Genomic DNA, 21,541 nt, shown 5'->3' with positions numbered 1-21,541 from the left:
GGCGGCCCCGCCGGTGTGTCAGGGGTCCTTATAGATCGAGTGATTGCCGATGCGCCGCCAGACGAGCAATGGATCACCGACCTCGTCCTTCTGGATGTGGAAGGTGGCCCGCCCGTCCGGCGAAGCAAAGTTCCACGTCAGCGAGTACACATCGTGGCCACCGAGCTTGTGGATCCTGAGGCGTGTCGGCCATGGCGGCGATCCGGAGAACGCGCCGGCCGCGATGGCGGGGATGAAGTCCTTATGGACGGCGGCCAGGAACATGCGCTTATGTTCCCTGGGGAGCTGCCCGAGCTCGCGGTCGAACTGCTTGAGGGACGTGAACTTCACGGCCCCTCGCCGAGCTTCTCACCGGTTACCTCTTCCAGATGGGACAGGAACTCCGCCCCGGTCATGGGAGGGTTGACCTCTCCGGCGGCGAGTTCCTCGTCCGCCTCGCGTTCGGCCCGCTGCTGCCCCTCCTCCCAGAACCACACGTCGTTCGGGTGGACGGCGACCCGGGGAAGGAGCACGACCTCCCCCTCTCGGACGACGAACTCCACCACGGCATCGGGGTTGTCCAAACCGAGCTCTCGCCGCACCTCGGGGGGGACGACCAGGGTGCCATCGGTCGAGGAGACGCTTCCGAAACCCACGTGCTTGTCCATGTCTCCACGGTAGCTGTGGAGTGGTCTTTCGGTAAGTACGGACATTCGTCTTCGGCCTTCACCCATAGAACTCTTCGGACGGCGCGACTCTAGCCAAGCTCTGTACACGGTGTCCGGCCTTCAGCGAAAGTGGACGGTATTCACCGTCAGTGCTGCTCTGGGACGCGGGCGAGCCGGTGGCGATTCGGTGACGAGCCGGGTGCACTCGTGCCCCCTGCGCCAGCGGTCTTCGGCGCCCTGCCCTACATGTCGCCCGAGCAGACGAACGGCTCCCGCGTCGGTCCGTCCTCGGACGTGTTCTCCCTGGGGGCGGTCCTCGCCTACGCCGCCACCGGCACCAACCCCCTTCAACGGGGCCACCATGGCCGAGACCGTGCACCGCCTCATCGGGCCGCGGCCCGGACCCCGGCGACATGGCGACGGTCGCGGCGTCCGGAGCCGAGGAGGCGGATCCGCCCTCTTCGGGCGCGGGCTCGGCGCCGGGGGCGGCCAGGGCCTCGAAGCGGGCGAGGATCGCGTCCGGTGGCGGCCGCCGGTCGGGGTCGGGATCCCAGCAGTCGGTGATCAGCGCGCGGGTGTCCGAGTAGGGCGGCGTCCCCGGCCCCGGCCGCAGCCCCAGCGCTGCCGCCACCGACGGCAACGAGCCCGTGCTGACCATCGACACGGGTCATGCGACTTCTGTGGGGCCCCTGGCCTTCAGCCCGGACGGGGACATGCTCGCCACAGGGGAGGGGGACGGGCCCGTCCGGCTGTGGCCGGTGGACGGTTCCGGCTCGGACTGAAGGGCCCGCGTCCGGTGCGCGTCACGGGCGGCGCACGAGGCCCTCGGCCGTGTCCCTTAGATTGGCCGCATGACCACAGCGAATGCGCACGCCGGCCCGGAACTGCACGTGGCTCTGCTCGGTTACGGCAAGGGCGGGGAGGTGTTCCACGCCCCGCTCATCGAGGCCACCCCCGGACTGCGGTTGGCCGCCGTGGTCACCGGCAACTCCGAGCGGCAGGAGGCCGTGCGGCGGCGCCACCCCGGCGCCGAGGTGATCGCCTCCGTCGACGAGCTGTGGGACCGGGCCGGGGAGTTCGAGATCGCGGTGGTCACCACCCCCAACGACACGCACGCCCCGCTGGCCGAGGCCGCCCTCAAGGCCGGGATGTCGGTGGTGGTCGACAAGCCCTTCGCCCTGGACGCCGCCCGCGCACGGGGGCTCACGGAACTCGCCCAGGAGCTGGGCCACGTGCTGACCGTGTACCAGAACCGCCGCTGGGACTCCGACTTCCTGACGCTGTGGAAGCTGATCGACGAGGGCGCCCTCGGGCGGGTGCACCGGTTCGAGTCGCGGTTCGAGCGGTGGCGGCCTCGCCCCAAGGACACCTGGCGTGAGCGCGGCGCCGCCGAGGACGGCTCCGGCATCCTCTACGACCTGGGGCCGCACCTGATCGACCAGGCCGTCAACCTCTTCGGCCCGGTCGAGCGGGTCTACGCCGAACTCGACGCCCGCCGCCCCGGCGTCGGCGCCGAGGACGACGCCTTCCTCGCCCTCACCCACGGCACCGGGGTCCGCTCCCACCTGTGGATGGGCGCCTTGGCCGCGCGCCCGGGACCGCGCTTCCGGGTGCTGGGCGACGAGGCCGGGTTCACGGTCGAGGGCATGGACTCCCAGGAGGCCCGCCTGACCGCGGGGGAGACCCCCGACGCCTCCGACTGGGGCGTCGAGCCGGAGGACTCCTGGGGCCTGGTCGGCGCCGAGGGCGACCTGCGCCGCGTCCCGTCCGAGCGCGGGTCCTACCCGTCGTTCTACGAGGGCGTCCGCGAGGCCGTGGGGGAGGGCGACCCGGTCCCGGTGGAGCCGCACGAGGTGATCCACGGCCTGGAGGTCATCGAAGCCGCCCGCAAGAGCGCCCGCGAACACCGCTCCGTCCGCCCGGGGGAGTAGCGCCCGGGCGGACGGACGGGGAGCGGCCCGACCGGGTGCGGTTCACCCGGCCTCCTCGGCGGAGTCGGGGGCCGGGAGCGGCTCTCCGGTCTCCAGCAGGGTCTTCAGGCCGGACACGACGCCGGGCCAGCCCTCCTGGATCATCCCGCGCAAGGTGCTGTCCGGCTCGAATCCGTCGTGGATCACGGTCAGCTTGACCGTGGCCCCGGCAGGCTCGATCTCGAAGGTGACCCGGGACCGCGGCTCGGCGGCGAGCGCGGTGCGGGTCGCCTCGTCCACCCCGACCGCCCCGGCCCACTCGGGCGTGAACGTGTGCCAGGTGTAGGACAGGCGCCGATAGGGCTCGGAGGCGATGACGACCTGTTCGGGGTCCTCGATCGTCGCGTCCTGCTGCCTCCAGGTCATGGCCGACCCGGCGGCCCAGTCGGAGTCGAACTCCAGGCCCCAGTAGCGGCGGGTGAACTCCGGGGCGGTCAGGCCCTGCCAGAGCCGTTCCGGGGTGGTCTTGATGTAGGTGGTGTACACGAACGCGGTGGTGTCCATGGCGGTGGTCTCCAGTGCGTGCTTGAGGTCGGCGAGTGCGCGCACGCGCTCGCGGTCGTAGCGGCTGATCCAGCGCTCGGCGATGGAGTTGATCGGCTCGGCGTTGAGGTAGTGCAGCTTCTCCCTGCCGCGCCGGACCGTGGTGACCAGGCCGGCCGCTTCCAGCAGGGCCAGGTGCTTGCTCACCGATTGCCGCGCCATGTCCAGTTCCGTGCACAGTTCGCGCAGGGTCTGCCCGTTGCGGACGTTCAGGCTGTCCAGCAGTGTGCGGCGGGCAGGGTCGGCGAGCGCCTTGAATACCTCGTCCATCTCCGCCTTCTCAATATGCAGCCGTTTGGCTGCATGAAACATTAGGCAGCCAGACGGCTGCATGTCAAGGGTCCGGCCGCGGGGTGCGCCCGACGCGGTGGGAATCGGTGTGACGGAATGTGAGATACCTCCCGCCGCCGTTCGGCGGGTGGGCCGGGGCGGACTCCGCGGTCTAACGTCGGATGAGTGGACGAGTCATTGGCCACCGGGCGGGACGCCCTCGGGCACGCGGCGGGGAGTTCCGGGTACCGGCGGATCACGGTGGCGATGACCGCTGCGGGCGTCGCCACGTTCGCGCAGCTCTACGCGGTGCAGGCGGTCCTTCCCGGGATGGCCGACGACTTCTCCGCCGCCGCCTCCACCGTCGCGCTGTCGGTCTCCTTCGCCACCGCCGGGCTCGCCGCGTGCGTCCTGGTCTGGAGCGGGCTCGCCGACCGGTTCGGCCGGGTCGGGACCATGACGGCCGCCCTCGCCGTCTCCACCGTCCTCGGGCTCGCCGCGCCCTTCGCCCCCGAGATCTGGTCCCTGCTCCTGCTGCGCGCCCTCCAGGGCGCCTTCCTCGGCGGCGTCCCCGCCGTGGCCATGGCCTACCTCGCCGAGGAGATCGCCCCCTCCCACCTCTCCCGCGCCGCCGGGATCTACATCGCCGGGAACACCGTCGGCGGCATGTCCGGCCGCCTCGTCGCCGGTGCCGTCGCCGACCTCGGCGGCTGGCGCTGGGGTGTGGGCGCCGACTCGCTGCTGGCGCTGGCCGCCCTGGTCGTCTTCCTCGCCGCCGTGCCGCCCGCCCGCGGGTTCGCCCCCCGGCCGCGGAACAGGCGGCGGAAGGACGGGGCGGAGGGCGCCGGGGCCGGACGGGCACCCGCGCACGGGGCCGGTCCAGGGGGCGGGCAGGGCCTTCTGCGCCGCGTCGGCGGCGCCGTGGGCGACCCCGGCCTGCTCGCCCTGTACGCCCACGCCCTCCTCCTCATGGGCGCCTTCGTCACCGTCTACAACTACCTGGGCTTCCGCATGATGGACGCCCCCTTCGGGCTGTCCCAGACCGTGGTGGCGTTCCTCTTCGTGGCCTACCTGGCGGGGACGGCCGGCTCGGCCGCCGTGGGGCGGGCCGTCGAGCGGTTCGGCCGCCACCCGGTGCTCGCCGCGAGCGTGCTGCTGATGGCCGCGGGAGCCGCCCTGCTCGTCCTCCCGGCGTTCCCGGTGGTCGCCGCCGGGCTGCTGGTGCTCACGTTCTTCTTCTTCGCCGCGCACACCACCGCATCGGCGTGGGTCGGGCACCGTGCCCGCCCGTTCGCGCGCGCCCAGGCCGCCGCCCTGTACACGCTCGCCTACTACCTGGGCTCCAGCGCCTTCGGCTGGCTCGGCGGCGTCGTCTTCGACACCTGGGGGTGGGGCGCCGTGGTCGGATATGTGACGGCCCTGTGCACGCTGGCGCTGGTGAGCGGCCTGGCGCTCCGGGCCGCGCCGAGGGGCGAGGGGCGGGGCGCAGCGGCCTGACCGGGCGCCGCCCCGTCGGTCCGCCGGACGGGGTCAGACCTTCGGCAGGATGTGCTCGGGGACCTCCGCGTTCACCTGGTGCAGCCGTGCCTGGGCCGCCCGGCGCAGTCGGCCGAAGCACTCCACCGCCGTCGTGGCATCCCCGACCAGCCCGCCCTTGGTGACCGCCGGGACCCCGTCCAATGGGCCCCCGCCGAGGGTGCCGTGCACCGCCAGCGGGACGATCTCCCCGGCCACGGTGAACGAGTGCACCCCCAGCTCGTCCAGCAGGCTCGCGGCCAGGTCGCCCCCGCTCAGGTACAGCCCGGTCGGCAAGGCGTGCGCCCCCGAGTCGGACTCCACGTCGCGAACCGCCTCGGCGACGACCTCGGCCAGCAGCCGGGGCAGCGCCCGCAGCGCGGCGCCCGCCCCCGGCGCGCCCTGCGGCGGGACGGAGGCCCGCACCACCACGAACTCGGGGAACACCGCCCCGGAGAGCCGCTCCCGCAGGGCGGCGGCGAACTCCTCGGCGTACTCCTCGGGCTCCGGCGGCGGCTCCCCGCCCTCTCCCTCGCCGCCGGTCCCGGCCAGCAGCATCGGGTCCACGTCCACGAACCGGACCGGTCCGGTGCGCGCGACCGTCTCCAACTGGCGCCTGGTCAGCCCGGTGGTGCTGCCGACCACCGCCAGCAGCGGCCCCGGCGCCCCGGCCCGCCCGCGCAGCCGCATCGCGTAGCCGAGCGCCGCCCCCGCCGGACCGGGGTCGACCGACACCCACACCACGCCCTCGGTGCGGCGCGCCTCCGCGGCCGCCTCGGCCAGGTCCTCGATGCGGCTCTCGTCGGCGGCGTCGCACAGCACGATGGGCTCGTCGCCCGCGGTCAGCTCGGCCACCAGCAGCTCCCGGGTGACCTGCCGGGCGGGCACGTGCCGCACCGCCAGGCCGGTCTGGCGGCCCAGGATCCTCGACACCAGCCCGGTGTCCATCGGGCAGAACGGGTCGGCCGCCACCTCGCTGGACTCCAGCGGCACCCCGTCGAGGAGCTGCACCCCGTCCACGGTGACCCTGCCGGTGGCGGGGAAAGCGGGCACGGCCAGGGCGCGCACCGCCAGCCGCTCGGGCACCCGCTCGCGCACCGCCCGCCAGGCGGCCTCCACCTCGGCGCCCACGTTCCCGCGCAGCGTGCTGTCCACCCGCTTGACCACCAGGTCCACCGGCCAGACCGCCTCCACCACGTCGGTGACCAGGTCGGCGGCCTGCTCGGGGGGCAGGTGCCGGCTGTCCAGGTTGGCCACCACCACGTCGTACTCGTCGGCGACCGCCGCGACCTGCTCGGGCGTCACCGTGGCCGTGCGCATCCCGGTCCGCGCGAAGCGGGCCCCGGTGGCGTTGGCCCCGGTGAGGTCATCGGCCACGACGAGTATGCGAGCCACGGTGGACGCTCCTTTGCGCGCTCTGGGCCGGACGGCCCCGCGCCGCCCCGGTTCCTCACCGTCAAATCTCTCATCCGCGGGGCGGGTGCGGGTCCGCCTCCGCGGCGGGTAGAGGGGGCGGGGGGCGTAAGAGAGGCGTCTCACAGCCCTGCGAGCGGGGGCGGGGCCCGCGGGTGGTCTAGAATCTCGGGCAATTTAAGCACGTGACCTGAGCTTTTCCGCGAACTTCGCCAAGGAGGACGATGACTCGACTCGCACGCGACACGATCCGGCGCATGCCCAAGGTGCTGCTGCACGACCACCTGGACGGCGGACTGCGCCCGAGCACCCTGGTCGACCTGGCCGCCGAGACCGGCCACCAGGGGCTGCCCGCCACCGACCCGGACCGCCTGCAGGAGTGGTTCTCGGCCGCGCACGGGTCCCAGGAGGAGCTGCTGGCCCGCCTGGACCCGGTGCTGGACCTGCTGCAGACCGCGCCCGCCCTGGTACGCGTGGCCACCGAGTGCGCCCAGGACCTGGCCGCCGACGGTGTGGTCTACGCCGAGGTCAAGATCGCCCCCGAACAGCACACCCGCGGCGGCCTCACCCGCGAGCAGGTGGTGGACGCGGTGCTGGAGGGCCTGCGCGTCGGCACCGCCAAGGCCCGCCTGTTCGGCCGAGGCATCCGGGTGCGGCTGCTGCTCACGGCGCTGCGCCAGGCCGCCGACGCCCAGGAGATCGCCGAGCTGGCGGTGCGCTACCGGGACGCCGGGGTGGTCGGGTTCGACATCGCCGGACCCGAGGCGGGCTACCCGCCCACCCGGCACCTGGGCGCCTGCGACCACATCCGCCGGGAGAACTTCAACCTCACCCTGCACGCGGGCGAGGGGTTCGGCCTCTCCTCCATCTGGGAGGCCATCCAGTGGTGCGGGGCCGACCGCCTGGGCCAGGGCGTGCGCATCATCGACGACGTGGCGGTGGCCGAGGACGGCACCTCCAAGCTGGGGCGGCTGGCCTCCTACGTGCGCGACAAGCGCATCCCGCTGGAGCTGTGCCCGACCGCCAACGTCAACACCGGTGCGGTGCCCGCGCTGGCCGAGCACCCGGTGGAGGTCCTGCGCCTGCTGCGGTTCCGGGTGACGGTCAACACCGACAACCGGCTGCTGCACGGCACCTCGATGACCGAGGAGTTCGCCCGGCTGAGCGAGGAGTTCGGGTACGGCACCGAGACGCTGCGCTGGTTCACGGTGAACGCGATGAAGTCCGCCTTCATCCCGCACGACGAGCGGCTGGAGCTGATCGACCGGGTGATCAAGCCCGGGTTCGCGCGGCTGCGCGCCGAATCGGCCGGGGCCGCGTTCTTCCGCCAGGAGGACCCCTGGTGAGGGGCCCGGTCAGGGGCGGGGCGCGCGGCGCCCTCCGGCCGGGAACCGGGCGGCCGGGCGAGTGAACGGTCCCCTTCGTTGCACTCCACCCGCCCGGCGCCCGCTGCCTCCCCGCGCCACCGGGGAGTGACCGTGGGGCGGTAGGGCCTCAGTCCTCCGCCGGATCGACGACCGGCACCGCGAACGGGGGCGCACCCGTGCCCTGGAGGCGGTGGCCTCCCCACACGTTCCGGTCGGTCAGCCGCCCCGCCCCCTCGTGGCCCTCGGGGGTGCGCACCAGCACGGCGGTGTTGCCCGCGTCGTACTCGGCGGCGACACCGGGGTGCGGCCCGACGCGGCCCACCCAGGCGTAGGCCCCGGTGAGGGGGTCGAAGTGTCCGGCGATGAACGCCTCGGCCTCGACCGGGCGGCCGTCGAAGACGAGGGTCACCGGCCCCCGGTACTCCTCCTCGTCGTCGCCCATCCCGCTCACACCGCCACCTCCTCGGGGGCGGCCCCGGACGCCTGCGCGCCCCCGGCGGTGCGCCCTCCCCCGGCCCGCGCCGGGGCCGCGGCGGGGGCGCTCCGCGCCGCACGCGGGACCTGTTTGCGGATCCGGTAGTTGTGCGGGTCGAACCGGAGCGTCTGCAGCGCGTACTCGAAGCTGAACCCGGGCCACAGGGTCACGTTCCGGCCCTTGGAGTTGAGGTACCAGCTGTCGCAGCCGCCGGTGACCCACACCGAGTCGCGGGTCTTGTGCTGCATGCGCGCCGAGTACGCCGCCTGGGCCTCGGGCAGCGCCTCCAGCCGGTCCACCCCGTTGCGCGCGGCGAAGCGCAGCGCCGACATCACGTACCGCATCTGCGCTTCCAGGAAGAACACGTGCGAGGTGTGCCCGGGGCCGGTGTTGGGCCCGGCCAGGATGAACAGGTTCGGGTAGCCGGAGACCGTGGTGCCCTTGAGGGACTCCAGGTCGTCGCCCCAGCGGTCCCAGATGCTGCGCCCCTCGGCGTCGTGCACCATCTTGGCGGCCGGCATGTCGGTGACGTGGAAGCCGGTGCCGAAGATGATGGTGTCGACCTCGCGCTCGGTGCCGTCGGCCGCCAGGACCGACTTCTCCCGGATCTCCTTGATCCCGTCGGTGACCACGTCGACGTTGGGCTTGTCGAGCGAGGGGTAGTAGTCGTTCGACAGCAGCAGCCGCTTGCACCCGGGGACGAAGTCCGGGACCAGCTTCGCGCGCAGCCCGGGGTCGGAGACCTGGCGCCTCAGGTGGGCCTTGGCGAGCGCGGCGACGCCCTTCATCAGCGCCGGGTACTTCACGAACCCGAGGACGTAGGTCTCCCGCCCCCAGTAGATGTTCTTGCGGAACACCTGCTGGGCCCCGGGCACGTTGTGGAACAGCCACCGCTCCAGGCGGGTGACGTTCCGGTCGTGCTTGGGGATGACCCACGGGGGCGTGCGCTGGTACAGGTCGAGCCGCCCGACCTTCGGCTGGATCTGCGGCACGAACTGGATCGCCGAGGCCCCGGTGCCGATGACGGCGACGTTGCGCCCGGTCAGGTCGCGGGAGTGGTCCCAGCGGGCCGAGTGGAACACGGTGCCCTGGAAGTCCGACAGCCCGGGGATGTCGGGGACCGACGGGTCGGCCAGGGCCCCGCACGCGCTGATCAGGAACTGCGCGGTGACCGTCCGCCCGTCCTCGGATTCGATCCGCCACCGGTTGGCCTCGGGCTCCCAGTGGGCTCCGGCCACGCCGTAGCCGAAGCGCACGTGGCGGTAGACGTCCTCCTCCTCGGCCACCTGCCGCAGGTAGGCGTGGATCTCCTCCTGCCCGGAGAAGGTGCGCGACCAGCCCGGGTTGAGCCGGAAGGACAGCGAGTACAGGTGGGAGGGCACGTCGCAGGCGGCGCCGGGGAAGGTGTTGTCCCGCCAGGTCCCGCCGACGTCGTGGGCGCGTTCCAGCAGGACCAGGCTCTTGAGGCCGGCGCGCTTGAGCCGGGCGGCCATGCCGATCCCGGAGAACCCGGAGCCGATGACGGCCACCCGGTAATGGGGGGCCGTGGTCTCGTTCTCGGTCACGTCGTTGCTATCCCTTCGGCGCTGCGGGGTGCTGGGAAGGAAGGGGAGGGTGGGGCGGAGGGGAGAGGAGAGCCGGCCCGCGGGCTCAGGCGCGATAGGCTCGCGGGCCGGCGGCTCGGCGGGCGCCCGGTGACGCGGGCGCCCGGTGTCATGCGGCGGCCGCCGCCACGGGGGCCGGGGCGCCCTTGCGGCCCAGCAGCCCGGCCCGGCGCCAGACGTACTTGGCGGGCCCGGCCAGCAGCCCGGCCCGGTCGAAGGTGGCGACCACCTTGCGCGCCGCCCAGGTCTTGGTGTCGATGTGGTTGGGGTTGCGCCGGGCGGCCTTGGCCGCCTCCTTGGGGTCCAGCCCCACGGAGCGGTACACCTCGGGGCTGATCAGCCTGGTGGTCGCGAAGTAGACGACCAGGCCCAGCACGAACCGGCTGTAGGCCTTGGAGACGGCGCCGTGGCGGTCCCAGTCCCGGATCAGCTCCTCGCGGGCGTAGCGCATGTGCCGCGCCTCCTCCACCACGTGGATCCGGGAGACCGCCTGCACCAGCGGGTCGAGCGTCTCGTCCACCATGCCCTCGCGCTGGAGCTGGTCGAGGATCTCCTCGACGAACAGCGCACCGGCGAAGGTCAGCGGCCCGTTGGAGACCGCCTTGAACACCCGGCCCAGGTTGTGGGTGATGAAGTCGGGCCGGTAGTGGCGCCCCGCCAGCTTCTGCGTCATCTTGGCGAACATGACCGAGTGGCGGCACTCGTCGGCGATCTCGGTGTAGGCGTACTGCACGTGGTTGGTGGTGGGGTCGCGGTCGTAGGCGTGCCGGATCAGCATCTGCATGAGGATGGTCTCGAACCACAGCCCGATGGAGGCGATGCTGGCGACCTCGTGCCGGCTCAGCTCCTTGCGCTGGTCCTCGGAGAGGCGGTCCCACAGCTCGGTCCCGTACAGCGACACCCGGTGCGGGGCCAGGGCGTAGCGGTCCCGGTCGATCGGCGCGTCCCAGTCGATCTCCACGAGCGGGTCGTAGGAGGCCTTGGCCGAGGAGCGCAGCAGCCGCTTGGCGATGTCCTCGCGGTCGGTGACGGTCGGTTTCGGATCGGCCTGCACGGTCATGGCGGTTCTCCTTCGGGGGTGCGGGCGGGCGGCCGGGCGGTCGGGCGGCGGGACCCGGCCGGAACCTAGCCGGGAGGCATGGGGGCGCCGTGGCGCTCGTGCAGGCCGCGGGCGATCTCCCCGCCGGACAGCCTGCCCTCGCGGACCAGGTCGGCGATCTCGGTGGCGGTCACCCGGTCGACGAGTCCGGGTGCGTGCCGGGTCAGGCGCAGGGCGGCGGTGCCCAGCGCCGTGGAGGCGACGTCGCGCGGCGGACGGGGCGCGGCCGCCGCGCGCAGGACCGCGAGCACCGTGTCGCGCAGGCGCTCGGCGGGCACCAGCCCGTCCAGCGACACCCCCGCGGCGCGGGAGTCGTCGTGGATGGGCGTGTCGACGTAGCCGGGGTGCACGGTGGTGACCCCCACGTGGGTTCCGTACTCGGCGCGGAGCGAGTCGGCGTAGGCGGTCACCGCGCGCTTGGAGACCACGTAGGCCGAGGCGAACGGCAGCGGGAGCCCCGCCAGCAGCGAGGCGGTGACCACCACCCGGCCCTTCTCGCGCACCAGCGAGGGCAGCGCCGCGGCGGTGGTGCGCCAGGTCCCCAGCAGGTTGACCTCCAGGGCCTCGCGGACGCACTGGTCGGGCATGGCGCCCACGTCCACGGCGGGGCCCACCCCGGCGAAGTGGATCAGCCGGTCGATCCCGCCGAGCCGCTCGGCGGCGGCGCCGACGGCGCGGCGGACCGCGTCCTCGTCGGTGACGTCACAGGCGAGCACCTGTCCGGCGTCGTCGGGCTTGCGGTCCAGGCCGACGGCGTCGGCGCCCAGGTGCCGCAGCACCCGCATGCCCGCCGAGCCGAACGCGCCGGAGGCGCCGGTGACCAGGACGCGCTTGCCACGGAGGGCGCCCAGAGAGGGTCGGGGCATATGTGATCTCCTCCACATGTCTTGCCGGAACGTTACAACGGACATTGTTACAGTGCAAGAGGGTGAAGTCGTGCGGGCGACCGAATTTCCCTAGGGTGGAGCCATGGCCGAATACCGGATCGACGAGCTGGCGCGTCTCGCCGACACGACCGTGCGGAACGTGCGCGTCTACCAGGACCGGGGCCTGCTGTCCCCGCCCCGCAGGGAGGGGAGGGTGGGCATCTACACCGAGGCCCACCTGGCCCGCCTGCGGCTGATCGCCCAGCTGCTCAAGCGCGGGTACACCTTCGCCAACATCAGCGAGCTCGTCTCGGTCTGGGAGCGCGGCGGCGACCTCAACGACGTGCTCGGCTTCGAGTCCGCCATCGGCGACCCCTGGTCGGACGAGATCCCGGCGCACCTGACCTTCGAGGAGCTGGTCGAGCTCTTCCGGGGGGACGTCACCGACGAGAACATCGAGCGGGCCCTGGCGATGGGGCTCCTGGAGGTGGACGGCGACCGCTTCCGGGCGCCCAGCCCCCGGCTCCTGCACGCCGGGGCCGAGCTGGTGGCGGCCGGGATGTCCGTCTCGCGCGTGCTCGACATCGCCGAGCAGCTCGGCGGGTTCATCGACGAGGCCTCCGAGGGGCTGGTGCGCGAGATCGCCGACCACATCCTGTCGGCGCACGCCCCGGAGGGGATCCTGCAGGGCGACGACATCGCCCAGGCGGCCGACCTGGTGCGCCGCCTGCGCCCGCTGGCCCAGACGGCGGTGGACGCGATGCTCGCCCGCTCGATGGCCCGCCACATCCAGGAGGTCATCGGCGAGCACTTCTCCGACGTCCTTGAACACATCTCCTCCGGCAAGGAGCCCCGGCCCGCCTGACCGCCCGGGTGGCGCCCTCCGGAGGCGGCCCTGCACCGGCCGGGGGCGGCCCGGGCCCCCGAACGCTGATTCTTCCTGACCGGCGGCGTCCGGGGGCGGAAAACGCCATCTCCGCCTCCCGGGTGCGCGCTGCACGTTCCGGCCCCCTGCCTCGCGGACCCCCTGCCTCCCGGACTCCCCCGTCGGTCTCGGGGCGGACGCCCCTACCGGGGCGGTTCCAGCGCCGGTTCTCCCGAGACCGGCGCGGCCCGTTCCCGAGGGGGCGGGTCCAGGGTGACCCCGGCCAGGCGCGCCAGGTGGGTGCAGACCCGCTCGGGCTCCTCGGCCGGGACCATGTGCCCGGCCGCCTCGGCCACGTCCTGCTCGGCCTCCGGCAGCTCACGTGCGAGGGCCCTGCGGACTCCGTCCGGGACCACCCGGTCCCGGCCGCCGGACAGCAGCACGACCGGCACCCGCCGCAGTGCCTCCAGCCGTCCCCGCACGTCGTGCCGGGCCACGGCCGACAGCCCGGCGGCCAGCACGTCCGCCGGGGCCGCGTGGAGCTGCTGGGCGCACAGCGCCACCTGCTCCTCGGAGGCGCCCTCGCCGAACGCCGTCCGCCGCACCGTCGCCAGGTAGGCGGGCAGCCGGTGCGGGACCAGGCGGCGCAGCCCGTCGACCGCCCGGGGCGCCGCCCCGGCCAGCCGCGTCCCCGCCGCCACCGCGGTGCCGACCAGCCGGGCGCGGCCACGGCCCGCGGACGGGGACAGGGACGGGGACGCGGAGGGGTCCGGCCCGGCCGCCGCCCCGGCGGCCAGCAGCACCCCGGTGACGGTGCCGCCGAACAGGCCGGGGCGGTCGGCCGCCAGCCGGGCCGCGGCCATCGCGCCCAGCGAGTGGCCGCCCAGCACCACCGGCCCGTCCGGGGCGCAGGCGGTGACCACCCGCGCCAGGTCGTCGGCGAGCAGGCGCATGTCCATCCGGGCGGTGCCGCGGCCCGAGCCGCCGTGCCCGCGCAGGTCCCAGCGGACGACGCGGAGCCGTCCGCCGCTGCCCGCCACCAGCCGGGTGGTGTGCGGGGCCCAGGTGTCGCAGCTCAGGCCCAGTCCGTGGGCGAGCACGACGGTGCGCGCGGCCCGCGCCGGTCCGCGGGTGCGCAGGCGCAGCTCGGCGCCGTCGGGGGTGGTCACGGTCTCGGCCAGGTCCGCCGTATGGCGCAGGGGGGTCATGCGGGTCCTCGGGGGGTGCGGGCCGCCGTCGCGGCAGGGTCGGGGGCGCCTCCCACGCGGTGCCTCCGGCGTGCGCTCCTTCCTTCCCGGTGGGAGGGGTCGGGCCTCACGTGGGTTGTTCCCCGGTCGGGGGCCCGCGTCCCGGCCGGGGCCCATGTCCCGGCCGGGCGTGCGGGCCCGGGGCGCCTCAGGCGGGCGAGACCGGCAGCGGGCGGGAGAAGCGCAGCTCGGCGAAGGCCCCCGGCGGGACGGCGGGGGAGTCCGGGTGCACCGGCGCCACGGTGCGGTACGCCTCGCCGGGGGCGGGCCGGGGATCGGTGCCGCCCTTGTTGGGCCAGTACGACATCGCCCGCTCGGCCTGGGCGGTGATGGTCAGCGAGGGGTTCACCCCGAGGTTGGCCGAGACCGCCGAGCCGTCCACCACGTGGATGCCCGGGTGGCCGTAGAGGCGGTGGTAGGGGTCGACCACCCCGCTGTCGGGGGAGTCGCCGATCGGGCAGCCGCCCAGGAAGTGCGCGGTGAGCGGGATGTTGAACACCTCGCCGACGGTGCCGCCGGGGAAGCCGTCGATCTTCTCGGCCAGGCGCGAGAGCACCTCCTGGCCCTGCGGGATCCACGAGGGGTTGGGCTCGCCGTGGCCCTGGCGGGAGGTGAGGACCCGGCGGCCGGAGGCGCCGCGCCGGGTGTAGGTGGTCAGCGAGTTGTCCAGGGACTGCATGACCAGCCCGATGATGGCGCGCTCGGAGAAGCGGCGCACCGACAGGCTGCGCGCGAAGACATAGGGGTGCCGGGCGGCCAGCCCCAGGAAGCGCACCCAGCGGGGCACCCGGCCCCCGCCGGGGACCTGGATGGTGGCGAGCATGCCCATGGCGTTGGAGCCCTTGCCGTAGCGGACCGGCTCCACGTGGGTGTGGGCGTCGGGGTGCATGGAGGAGGTGATGGCCACGCCCCGGGAGAAGTCCTCGGGCGGGTCCGTGCTGGCGGTCATGGCGCCGCCGAGGGACTCGGAATTGGTGCGGGTCAGCGTGCCCAGGCGGGAGGAGATGCGGGGGAGCAGCCCGGAGTCGCGCATGCGGTGCAGCAGGTTCTGCGTCCCCCAGGTCCCGGCGGCGACCACGACCTGGTCGGCGGTGAAGGTCCGGGCGGCGGCGCGTCTGCGCCTGGCGCCGGTGGTGAGCGTGTCCACGGCGTATCCGCCCCCGGGCAGCTCGCGGACCCGCTCCACGGTGGTCATCGGGTGGATGGCCGCTCCGCCCTTCTCGGCGAAGTGGAGGTAGTTCTCGGTGAGCATGTTCTTGGCGCCGTGGCGGCAGCCGGTCATGCACTCGCCGCACTCGATGCACGCACGGCGCTCGGGCCCCGCCCCGCCGAAGTAGGGGTCCTTCACACGCTCGCCGGGGGCGGCGCAGGCCGTGCCGTCGGAGTCGGAGCCATCGCCGAAGAACACGCCCACGGGGGCCAGGTGGAAGCTCTCGCCCACGCCCATGTCCTCGGCGACTTCGCGCAGGTGCGCGTCCGAGGGGGTCACGGTGGGGTTGGTGCGCACCCCGAGCATGCGTTTGGCCTGGTCGTAGTAGGGAGCCAGCTCGCGGCGCCAGTCGGTGATGCCCCGCCACTGCGGGTCCTGGTAGAAGTCGTCGAGCGGTTCGTAGAGGGTGTTGGCGTAGTTGAGCGAGCCGCCGCCCACCCCGGCGCCGGCCAGGATCATCACGTCGCGCAGGACGTGGATGCGCTGGATGCCGTACATTCCCAGCCAGGGGGCCCAGATGAAGTTCTTCAGGTCCCATGAGCTGCTGGGCAGGGTCTCGGAGGTGTACCGGCGGCCGGCCTCCAGCACCCCCACCCGGTACCCCTTCTCGGTGAGGCGCAGGGCGCTGACCGCGCCTCCGAACCCCGAGCCGATCACGAGCACGTCGTAGCGGCGTTCGGACGCGGTGCCGCCGGGGGCGGGCGCGGTGCTGCCGGCGTTGAGGGAGGCCAACGTGGCACCTTTCCTTCGTCGGGGGATCCGCCGCCGCCGTGACGGATTCGTTGCGTCCGCGCGGCGAATCATGCACTTGGAAATGTGACATTCGCTATTGTAATGTTCGTCACTACCCCCGAGTAAGGCGTGGTCCATGTAACACGCGAGGCGGTGGCCCGCGCAAGCACCCCACCCCCCGATCGTCCGCTGACCTGCGGACCTGGAACGCAGGAGTCACCCCATGGCCGATCCCTCGACCGACGGCACCCCCACCGGCACCCCCTCCGCCCCCGCCGCCGCCTCCGGCGGCACCCGCTGGCGCCGGTTCGCGCTGGTGGTCCTCCCCGGCCTCGGCGCCGCCGCGATCCTGGGCATGATGACGACCCAGGGGCTGCTCGCGGCCTCCTTCGCCGTCTCCGGCGACAGCTTCAAGATGTCCGCCGCCTCGCTGGAGGGCGAGGGCTTCACCCAGTACGGCGACGTCGCCACCTCGGTCGACGACAGCGCCCGGCCCGTCGGGCTGAGCACCGTCGAATACGCCGAGCTGCAGGACCTGTGCATGTCCTCCCTGATCGACCTGCCCATCGGCACCGCGACCCTGCGGATCGGCGCCGGGGAGGAGACCCCCGTGGAGGGCACCAACCTGGTGATGGACGTGGAGCAGCTCCAGGGCAACGCGTCCTTCTCCAACATCGAGATCGGACGGGACGCCAGCACCCTGGACAAGGCCGAGGGCGGCGCCGGTCCGACCGGCGGCTTCGGCCTGCAGTCCGACACGATCTCGGTGAAGGACCCCAAGATCACCTCGTGGGCGGTCAACGCGGGCAGCCTGAAGCTGTCCGGGCTGAAGCTGTCCCTGAAACCCGGTGAAGACGAGTGCTACTAGACGATTGCTCCTAGACGATGCCGCTGACCTCCGGTAACGGGCGCGGGGTGCTCCGCGCATTCCGCGATTGGCGCCGCACCCGCCCCTTCTGGGGCGGGCTGCTGGTGCTCATCGCCGGGGTGGAGATGATGGTCGCCCCGGCCGCGCAGTCCCTCGTGCTCCCGCTCAACCTGGTGATCTATGCCGGGATCGCCGGGATCTCGGTGTACCTCATCGGCATCCTGCTCATGGCGCTGGGCGTGCTCGCCTGGGTGCAGCCGCAGCAGCGGCTCTTCTACGGCGTCGTGTGCAGCCTGCTGTCGGTGGCCTCGTTCGTCACCGCGAACTTCGGCGGGTTCGTCATCGGGATGCTGCTGGGCATCGTCGGCGGGGCGATGGTGTTCTCCTGGACGCCGTCGCGCCCGCCCCGCCGCCGCGCCGCCCACCGGGCGGACGGCGGCGGGAAGGACGCGGACGGCGGGGCGGACGGCGATGCGGGCGGCGAGGCCGCCGACGGGCCGGGCGCGGGCGGGGAGGACACCGGTGGAGGCCCCGCCCGCGCCCACGCCGCCGTCGCCCTGCCGCTCGCCCTGGCACTGGTGCTGCCCGCCGCGGCCGCCCCGGCCGACTGGTGGCCCTGGGACGACTGGTTCGGCGGCGGAGAGGAGGAGGCCCCGGCCGAGCCCGGCCCCACGGACTCCCCCTCGCCCTCCCCGCCCCCGTCCGGCGGCACGGGCGGTGACACCGGCGACGGCACGGGTGGCGGGCAGGACGGCGCCGAGGAGGACTCCGACGAGGGCACCGGGGACGGCGGCGCCGGAGAGCGGGGCCCGGGAGACGGAGACGAGGACGCCGAGGCGGGGGAGGGGGAGGAGGCCGACGCCGACCCCGCCGAGTGCGAACTGCGCACCGGCCGGGACGCGCTGGCCGCCGACGAGCAGGAGTTCCTGGACGCGGTCGAGGCCTGCGAGGCCGCCGACGAGGAGGGGACCGCCCCCGAGGTCCGGGTGGAGCAGGGCGACGACCGCTTCACCGCCTCCAACGCCGAGTCGGGGCTGACCGCCGACTCCCTCACCATGCGGGGCGCGTGGTTCGGCGGGGTCGTGGAGTACCCCGCCAGCGACGGCCCTGAACGCTACCTGCGCATCGTGATGCGCGAGGGCGACGTCACCGGCGGAGAGCTGTGGTGGAGGCACGGCGGCGGCCGGGCCTCGCTCGCCCTGCCCGAGATGAACCTCGCCGGCCGCGACGGGTCGACGGTGGTGCTGCACGTCCAGCGGATGACCGTGCGCATCCTCGGGATCAAGCTGACCTTCACCCCGGACTTCCCGCCGCCGCTGCTGCTGCCCTACATGGTGGTGACCGACGTGGACGTGTCCCGCCCGGTGGCCGAGGCGGCCCACCTGTCCGTCGACGGCCTCGACCTGATGGCCGACCGGGACGGGATCTGACCGGCGGGAGCGGTGCGGCCTCCGCCCGGCCGGGTCGGCCCGCCGGTCGCAGCCCAGGGGCGGATCCGGCCCGCCGTCGAAGCCCTGGCCTGTGGCGCGCCGTCGGCGGACGCCGCCATCGGCCCCGGCCCCTCCCCGCCTTCGCGCATGCCGGGAAGGCCGACGCCGAAACCGCGCTCGCGGGGGCGTCCCCCCGAGACGGCGCGGAGGCCGTGGAGCGGGCGGGACGGGGGACGCATTCGTGCCGATACCGGCGGCGCGGAACGGGCGCGGCCGGTCCCTCCGGCCGCGCCCGCCCGTCACCCGGTCAGAACCCGGTCAGACCGCGGCCGCCTCCTCCTCGGCCTCCCGGACCCCGTGCGGCACCAGGCGGCTCGGCGCGCCCACGTAGGACACGTACAGCGCGTCCCGCGCCCGGGTGCAGGCCAGGAACAGCAGGTTCCGCTCCTGCTGGTGCACCTGCTCCAGGGCGACCGGGTCGCCCTCGGCCGCGTCCAGGGCGGCCTTGGGCGGCAGCAGCGGGTCGCTCACCCCCACCACCGCCACGCAGCGGAACTCCTGCCCCTTGAGCTTGTGCATGGTGCCCACCCGCACCGCCGGGGCCGAGTCCACCGAGTCCAGCGGGGCGGTGGGGATGCCGCGGGCCTGCAGCTCCTTGGCCATGTGCCGGACCACCCACTGGTTGCGCCCGGCCACCGCCACCGACGAGGGGGCCACCCCGGCCTCCAGCCACACCCGCACCCACTCGGCGAGCGCGGCCCGCTCGTCGGCCCGGTCGCGGCAGCCGCGCAGCACCGGCTCGGGGCCGTGCAGCAGCGAGCGGTACCCGGTCAGCGCGTCGGCGTCGTCGTCGAGGCCGACCTCGGGGCGGCGGCCCAGGAGCGGCACCGCCCAGTCGAGGATCTCCTGGCTGACCCGGTAGCTCACGCGCAGCCGGTGGCCGCGCCCGCGCACGTTGATCCCCAGGGAGGCCAGCGACACGCGGTTGTCGGAGATCCGCTGGTGCGGGTCGCCGACGATGAACAGGTCGTCCGGCCCCTCGGGCACGGCGGCGCGCAGCAGCCGCCACTGGGCCGGGTGCAGGTCCTGGGCCTCGTCCACCACGACGTGCCGGTACCGGGGGCCCACCCGCCCCAGGTGCTCGGCGGCGGCCAGGGCGATCTGCGGGTAGGACCACTCACCGGCCACCCGCATGGCCGCCGTGTAGCGGCGGATGGCGTCCCACACCTGCGGGCGGTGCTCGGGCGCCAGGTGCAGCATGCGCCCGCTGCGCTCACAGCGCACGTAGTCCGACAGCCGGGTCAGGTTCTGCGCGAGCACGACCTGCTCCCACTCGTCGGCCAGGAAGCGGCCGGAGAAGGGCAGGCCGTCGCCGACGGCCGCCTCCCGCCAGCGCTCGGCCAGGGTGTCGCGGCCCAGCGCGTCGGGCAGCAGGCCGGTGTGCTCGTGCACGATGCCGCGGGCGAGGCTGTCGACGGTGACGACCTCCACCCGGGCGCGCACCCGGGGGTCCGGCAGCAGGCGGTCGAGCTGCCCGGAGAGGGTCTGGGCGAGCAGCCGGTTGTAGGTGGTCAGCAGCACGGTGCGGCGGGCGTCGGGGGACTCGGCGGACTCCCGGGAGGCCAGGTGGGCGGCGCGGTGCAGGGCCAGCACCGTCTTCCCGGTGCCGGGGCCGCCGCTGATCTGCGCCGACCCGGCGTAGCGGGCGTCGACGATGCGGTGCTGGTCGGGGTGGAGGGTGAGCTGCCACTCGTCGAACGACGCGCCCAGGTCGAGCTCGTCGGGGCCGGTGACGCGGGGCGCCCCGGCGGGGACGGGCGGCGGCGGCGGAGCCAGCTCGGCGCCGTCCTCGGGGACGGCGGTGCGGTCGCGGGCCATCGCCAGTGCGTCGTCCTGGCGGCAGACCCCCAGCAGGCACATCCCGCCACCGGTGCCGGGGACGAGCACACCGGACCACTCGGGGCCGATGCGCAGCAGGCGGGTGCGGGGGTCGGCGGCGTCGGCGACGGTCTCCAGGCGGCTCTCGTCGCCGCCCATGTACGCCTGGACGACGGTCAGGGCGGCGCCGCGGACGCCGGGGTCGAGACGGGAGAAGTCGGAGAGGAACGTCGGGGTGATCACGAGCTTGGGCACGTCCTTCTTGCCTCCGGTCGCCGGGGAGGGAGCGGTGAGCACAGGGGCCGGGTCGGCCGGGTCCCGGGCCTCCTGTCGCTTATGGGCATGCTCGTGGCGGAATTTGGGCAAACGCCGTCGGAAGGCGGGTTCGAGGGGTTCTTCGATCGGCGTGTCCGAGCAGGTCAACGGCGCTTTTTCGATGGTGTTTTCGAGGGGGTGGCGACGTTCGTTCGGGGCCTTTCGCTGACCTGCGGTTCTTCCGCGGGGTCTAGAGTCCGGAAGTCGACTTATCGCCTGTCCGAAACTGAGGCCAAAGGGAGGGGAATCCCCGGACAGATCCCCTTCGGAGCGGAGGCACCCCGACCGGTTTCGGTCACCTGGGCCCGTTGCCGGGCGGGGGCGGTTCCGTACGCGGCCGCCTACGGCGGATCCCTGGGGCGCGTCCCTGGAGTGGTGTCATTCCCATCGGACCGGGGCAGCGTGGTCGGGGCACGGCCCTGAGGGCGGGTCAGGTCCACCCTCAACGCCGGTCGGCGGTCCGCCGACGTTGGGCGCGGCCGACGAAGGTCCCGCCTCCCGCCGGAAACGCCGGTCGCGTCCGCTGGAGTGGTGTCCTCCGTTGCTGTTCTCGGGAGAATCGATGCCAATGGCGCGTGTAGCGTCGTTTCCCCCGAGATCATCGGGGAACCGGGCACGACCCCCGCGCCCTGACCGCTGTCCCGCCTGTCAGCGGACGGCAACCGCTCCCGTCACCACCGCCGCCCACGTCGGGGCAGCGTGCGGTTCCACGGCGAACCCGGGGGCCGGATCGGAGCACCCCCGGGGCTCGGCGACACTGGGGGCGGTGCACCGACGCGTGCGCCCCCCGCCCCTCACGCCCCCTGAGCCGCCTCTGCCCGCGAACCGACCAGGAGCCCCACCGTGCCGACCGTCCCCGCATCGACCCGCACCGACCTGCACCGGAGGTCGCTGCTCGCCGGCTTCCGCTGGATGGCCGCCATCGAGGCCGTCACCTGGGCGGGTCTGCTGGTCGGGATGTTCTTCAAGTACGTCGTCGTCGGCGACGACATCGGAGTGCGCGTGTTCGGGCCTCTGCACGGCGTCGCCTTCATCGGCTATGTCGCCGTGGCGCTGTCGGCCTGGTACCGCCTGCGCTGGGGGCTGTGGACCGGCCTCATCGGGCTCGCGGCGAGCATCCCTCCGCTGGGCACCGTCGTGTTCGAGCGCGTGGCCGCCGCCCGCGGCCTGCTCGACCCCGCCGCGCGCGCGGAGGCGGACCGGAGCGCCTGACCGAATCCGGCCCGC

Annotated in this window: 18 protein-coding genes (1 of these 18 cut by a window edge); 8 read left to right on the top strand and 10 right to left on the bottom strand. The window is 74.0% G+C overall.

The features are described 5' to 3' along the window. Positions 1-179, top strand: partial view of an endopeptidase La gene (lon, locus tag D476_RS0123165; RefSeq protein ID WP_017626306.1) — the final stretch only. 2,416 nt of this gene lie to the left of the window's left edge; only the last 179 of its 2,595 coding nucleotides appear in the window; its start codon lies off the left edge, out of view; the stop codon is at positions 177-179. 147 nt (positions 180-326) lie between these two features. Here the strand turns inward: lon and D476_RS0123160 are convergent, their stop codons facing one another. Then, a complete protein-coding gene (locus tag D476_RS0123160) occupies positions 327-647 on the bottom strand; it encodes an AbrB/MazE/SpoVT family DNA-binding domain-containing protein (protein WP_017626305.1) in 321 nt (106 codons plus the stop codon). A gap of 851 nt (positions 648-1,498) precedes the next feature. Here D476_RS0123160 and D476_RS0123145 point away from each other — a divergent pair. Next, the gene (locus D476_RS0123145) at positions 1,499-2,578 is read left to right on the top strand and encodes a Gfo/Idh/MocA family oxidoreductase (RefSeq protein ID WP_017626302.1); all 1,080 of its coding nucleotides are present in this window, start codon (positions 1,499-1,501) and stop codon (positions 2,576-2,578) included. Positions 2,579-2,620: 42 nt separating this feature from the next. On the opposite strand, the gene D476_RS0123140 is transcribed toward D476_RS0123145, so the two are convergent. Next, entirely contained in the window at positions 2,621-3,430 is an 810-nt protein-coding gene (locus D476_RS0123140) for an ArsR/SmtB family transcription factor (protein WP_017626301.1), read from the bottom strand. A gap of 198 nt (positions 3,431-3,628) precedes the next feature. On the opposite strand from D476_RS0123140, the gene D476_RS0123135 reads away from it, so the two are divergent. After that, positions 3,629-4,927 (top strand): MFS transporter, encoded by a 1,299-nt coding sequence (locus D476_RS0123135; protein ID WP_017626300.1) that lies wholly within the window; start codon positions 3,629-3,631, stop codon positions 4,925-4,927. A gap of 33 nt (positions 4,928-4,960) precedes the next feature. Here the strand turns inward: D476_RS0123135 and D476_RS0123130 are convergent, their stop codons facing one another. Continuing rightward, entirely contained in the window at positions 4,961-6,340 is a 1,380-nt protein-coding gene (locus D476_RS0123130; protein ID WP_026123781.1) for a four-carbon acid sugar kinase family protein, read from the bottom strand. A 242-nt stretch (positions 6,341-6,582) separates the two neighbouring features. Here D476_RS0123130 and D476_RS0123125 point away from each other — a divergent pair, with 242 nt between their 5' ends. Further along, on the top strand, positions 6,583-7,704 hold the full coding sequence (locus D476_RS0123125; RefSeq protein WP_026123780.1) for an adenosine deaminase: 1,122 nt from the start codon (positions 6,583-6,585) through the stop codon (positions 7,702-7,704). A 148-nt stretch (positions 7,705-7,852) separates the two neighbouring features. On the opposite strand, the gene D476_RS0123120 is transcribed toward D476_RS0123125, so the two are convergent. From D476_RS0123120 to D476_RS0123105, 4 genes are all read right to left on the bottom strand, one after another. Then, entirely contained in the window at positions 7,853-8,176 is a 324-nt protein-coding gene (locus D476_RS0123120; RefSeq protein WP_017626297.1) for a DUF4873 domain-containing protein, read from the bottom strand. After that, positions 8,173-9,765 (bottom strand): flavin-containing monooxygenase, encoded by a 1,593-nt coding sequence (locus D476_RS0123115; RefSeq protein ID WP_017626296.1) that lies wholly within the window; start codon positions 9,763-9,765, stop codon positions 8,173-8,175. Before D476_RS0123115 ends, D476_RS0123120 begins: the two co-directional genes overlap by 4 nt. 148 nt (positions 9,766-9,913) lie before the next feature. Beyond that, positions 9,914-10,864: an AurF N-oxygenase family protein gene (locus D476_RS0123110; protein ID WP_017626295.1), complete on the bottom strand. Its 951-nt coding sequence runs from the start codon at positions 10,862-10,864 to the stop codon at positions 9,914-9,916. Positions 10,865-10,929: 65 nt separating this feature from the next. Further along, entirely contained in the window at positions 10,930-11,769 is an 840-nt protein-coding gene (locus tag D476_RS0123105; RefSeq protein ID WP_017626294.1) for an SDR family NAD(P)-dependent oxidoreductase, read from the bottom strand. A gap of 103 nt (positions 11,770-11,872) precedes the next feature. Between D476_RS0123105 and D476_RS0123100 the strand changes: the two genes are divergently transcribed. Continuing rightward, positions 11,873-12,634: a MerR family transcriptional regulator gene (locus tag D476_RS0123100; RefSeq protein ID WP_017626293.1), complete on the top strand. Its 762-nt coding sequence runs from the start codon at positions 11,873-11,875 to the stop codon at positions 12,632-12,634. Positions 12,635-12,837: 203 nt separating this feature from the next. Here D476_RS0123100 and D476_RS0123095 read toward each other — a convergent pair whose 3' ends face one another. Together D476_RS0123095 and D476_RS0123090 are read right to left on the bottom strand one after the other, a co-directional pair. Further along, a complete protein-coding gene (locus D476_RS0123095; protein WP_017626292.1) occupies positions 12,838-13,842 on the bottom strand; it encodes an alpha/beta fold hydrolase in 1,005 nt (334 codons plus the stop codon). Between the two features lie 187 nt (positions 13,843-14,029). Next, positions 14,030-15,823, bottom strand: a complete 1,794-nt coding sequence (locus tag D476_RS0123090; protein ID WP_017626291.1) for a GMC family oxidoreductase — start codon at positions 15,821-15,823, stop codon at positions 14,030-14,032. 223 nt (positions 15,824-16,046) lie between these two features. On the opposite strand from D476_RS0123090, the gene D476_RS0123085 reads away from it, so the two are divergent. Both D476_RS0123085 and D476_RS0123080 read left to right on the top strand, forming a co-directional pair. Then, positions 16,047-16,691 carry a DUF6230 family protein gene (locus tag D476_RS0123085; RefSeq protein ID WP_017626290.1) on the top strand — a complete coding sequence of 215 codons (645 nt, stop codon included), beginning with the start codon at positions 16,047-16,049 and terminating at the stop codon, positions 16,689-16,691. Between the two features lie 17 nt (positions 16,692-16,708). Further along, positions 16,709-18,121: a DUF6114 domain-containing protein gene (locus tag D476_RS0123080; RefSeq protein ID WP_017626289.1), complete on the top strand. Its 1,413-nt coding sequence runs from the start codon at positions 16,709-16,711 to the stop codon at positions 18,119-18,121. A 318-nt stretch (positions 18,122-18,439) separates the two neighbouring features. On the opposite strand, the gene D476_RS0123075 is transcribed toward D476_RS0123080, so the two are convergent. Continuing rightward, positions 18,440-20,254 carry a UvrD-helicase domain-containing protein gene (locus D476_RS0123075; RefSeq protein WP_026123779.1) on the bottom strand — a complete coding sequence of 605 codons (1,815 nt, stop codon included), beginning with the start codon at positions 20,252-20,254 and terminating at the stop codon, positions 18,440-18,442. A gap of 903 nt (positions 20,255-21,157) precedes the next feature. Between D476_RS0123075 and D476_RS0123070 the strand changes: the two genes are divergently transcribed. Beyond that, a complete protein-coding gene (locus D476_RS0123070; RefSeq protein ID WP_017626287.1) occupies positions 21,158-21,526 on the top strand; it encodes a DUF3817 domain-containing protein in 369 nt (122 codons plus the stop codon). Positions 21,527-21,541: the final 15 nt, after the last annotated feature.

The organism is Nocardiopsis chromatogenes YIM 90109, from assembly GCF_000341185.1.
In the GTDB taxonomy this organism is placed as follows: domain Bacteria; phylum Actinomycetota; class Actinomycetes; order Streptosporangiales; family Streptosporangiaceae; genus Nocardiopsis_A; species Nocardiopsis_A chromatogenes.
The sequence above is the reverse complement of the archived record's forward strand: the minus strand, read 5'-3'. Positions and strand labels throughout refer to the sequence as shown.

What these genes read in the sequence shown, in the direction of transcription:
- D476_RS0123080 (WP_017626289.1), top strand. Translation starts at nt 16,709, where the DNA reads ATGCCGCTGACCTCCGGTAACGGGCGCGGGGTGCTCCGCGCATTCCGC.
- D476_RS0123100 (WP_017626293.1), top strand. Translation starts at nt 11,873, where the DNA reads ATGGCCGAATACCGGATCGACGAGCTGGCGCGTCTCGCCGACACGACC.
- D476_RS0123160 (WP_017626305.1), bottom strand. Translation starts at nt 647, where the DNA reads ATGGACAAGCACGTGGGTTTCGGAAGCGTCTCCTCGACCGATGGCACC.
- D476_RS0123105 (WP_017626294.1), bottom strand. Translation starts at nt 11,769, where the DNA reads ATGCCCCGACCCTCTCTGGGCGCCCTCCGTGGCAAGCGCGTCCTGGTC.
- D476_RS0123085 (WP_017626290.1), top strand. Translation starts at nt 16,047, where the DNA reads ATGGCCGATCCCTCGACCGACGGCACCCCCACCGGCACCCCCTCCGCC.
- D476_RS0123140 (WP_017626301.1), bottom strand. Translation starts at nt 3,430, where the DNA reads ATGGACGAGGTATTCAAGGCGCTCGCCGACCCTGCCCGCCGCACACTG.
- D476_RS0123145 (WP_017626302.1), top strand. Translation starts at nt 1,499, where the DNA reads ATGACCACAGCGAATGCGCACGCCGGCCCGGAACTGCACGTGGCTCTG.
- D476_RS0123095 (WP_017626292.1), bottom strand. Translation starts at nt 13,842, where the DNA reads ATGACCCCCCTGCGCCATACGGCGGACCTGGCCGAGACCGTGACCACC.
- D476_RS0123125 (WP_026123780.1), top strand. Translation starts at nt 6,583, where the DNA reads ATGACTCGACTCGCACGCGACACGATCCGGCGCATGCCCAAGGTGCTG.
- D476_RS0123110 (WP_017626295.1), bottom strand. Translation starts at nt 10,864, where the DNA reads ATGACCGTGCAGGCCGATCCGAAACCGACCGTCACCGACCGCGAGGAC.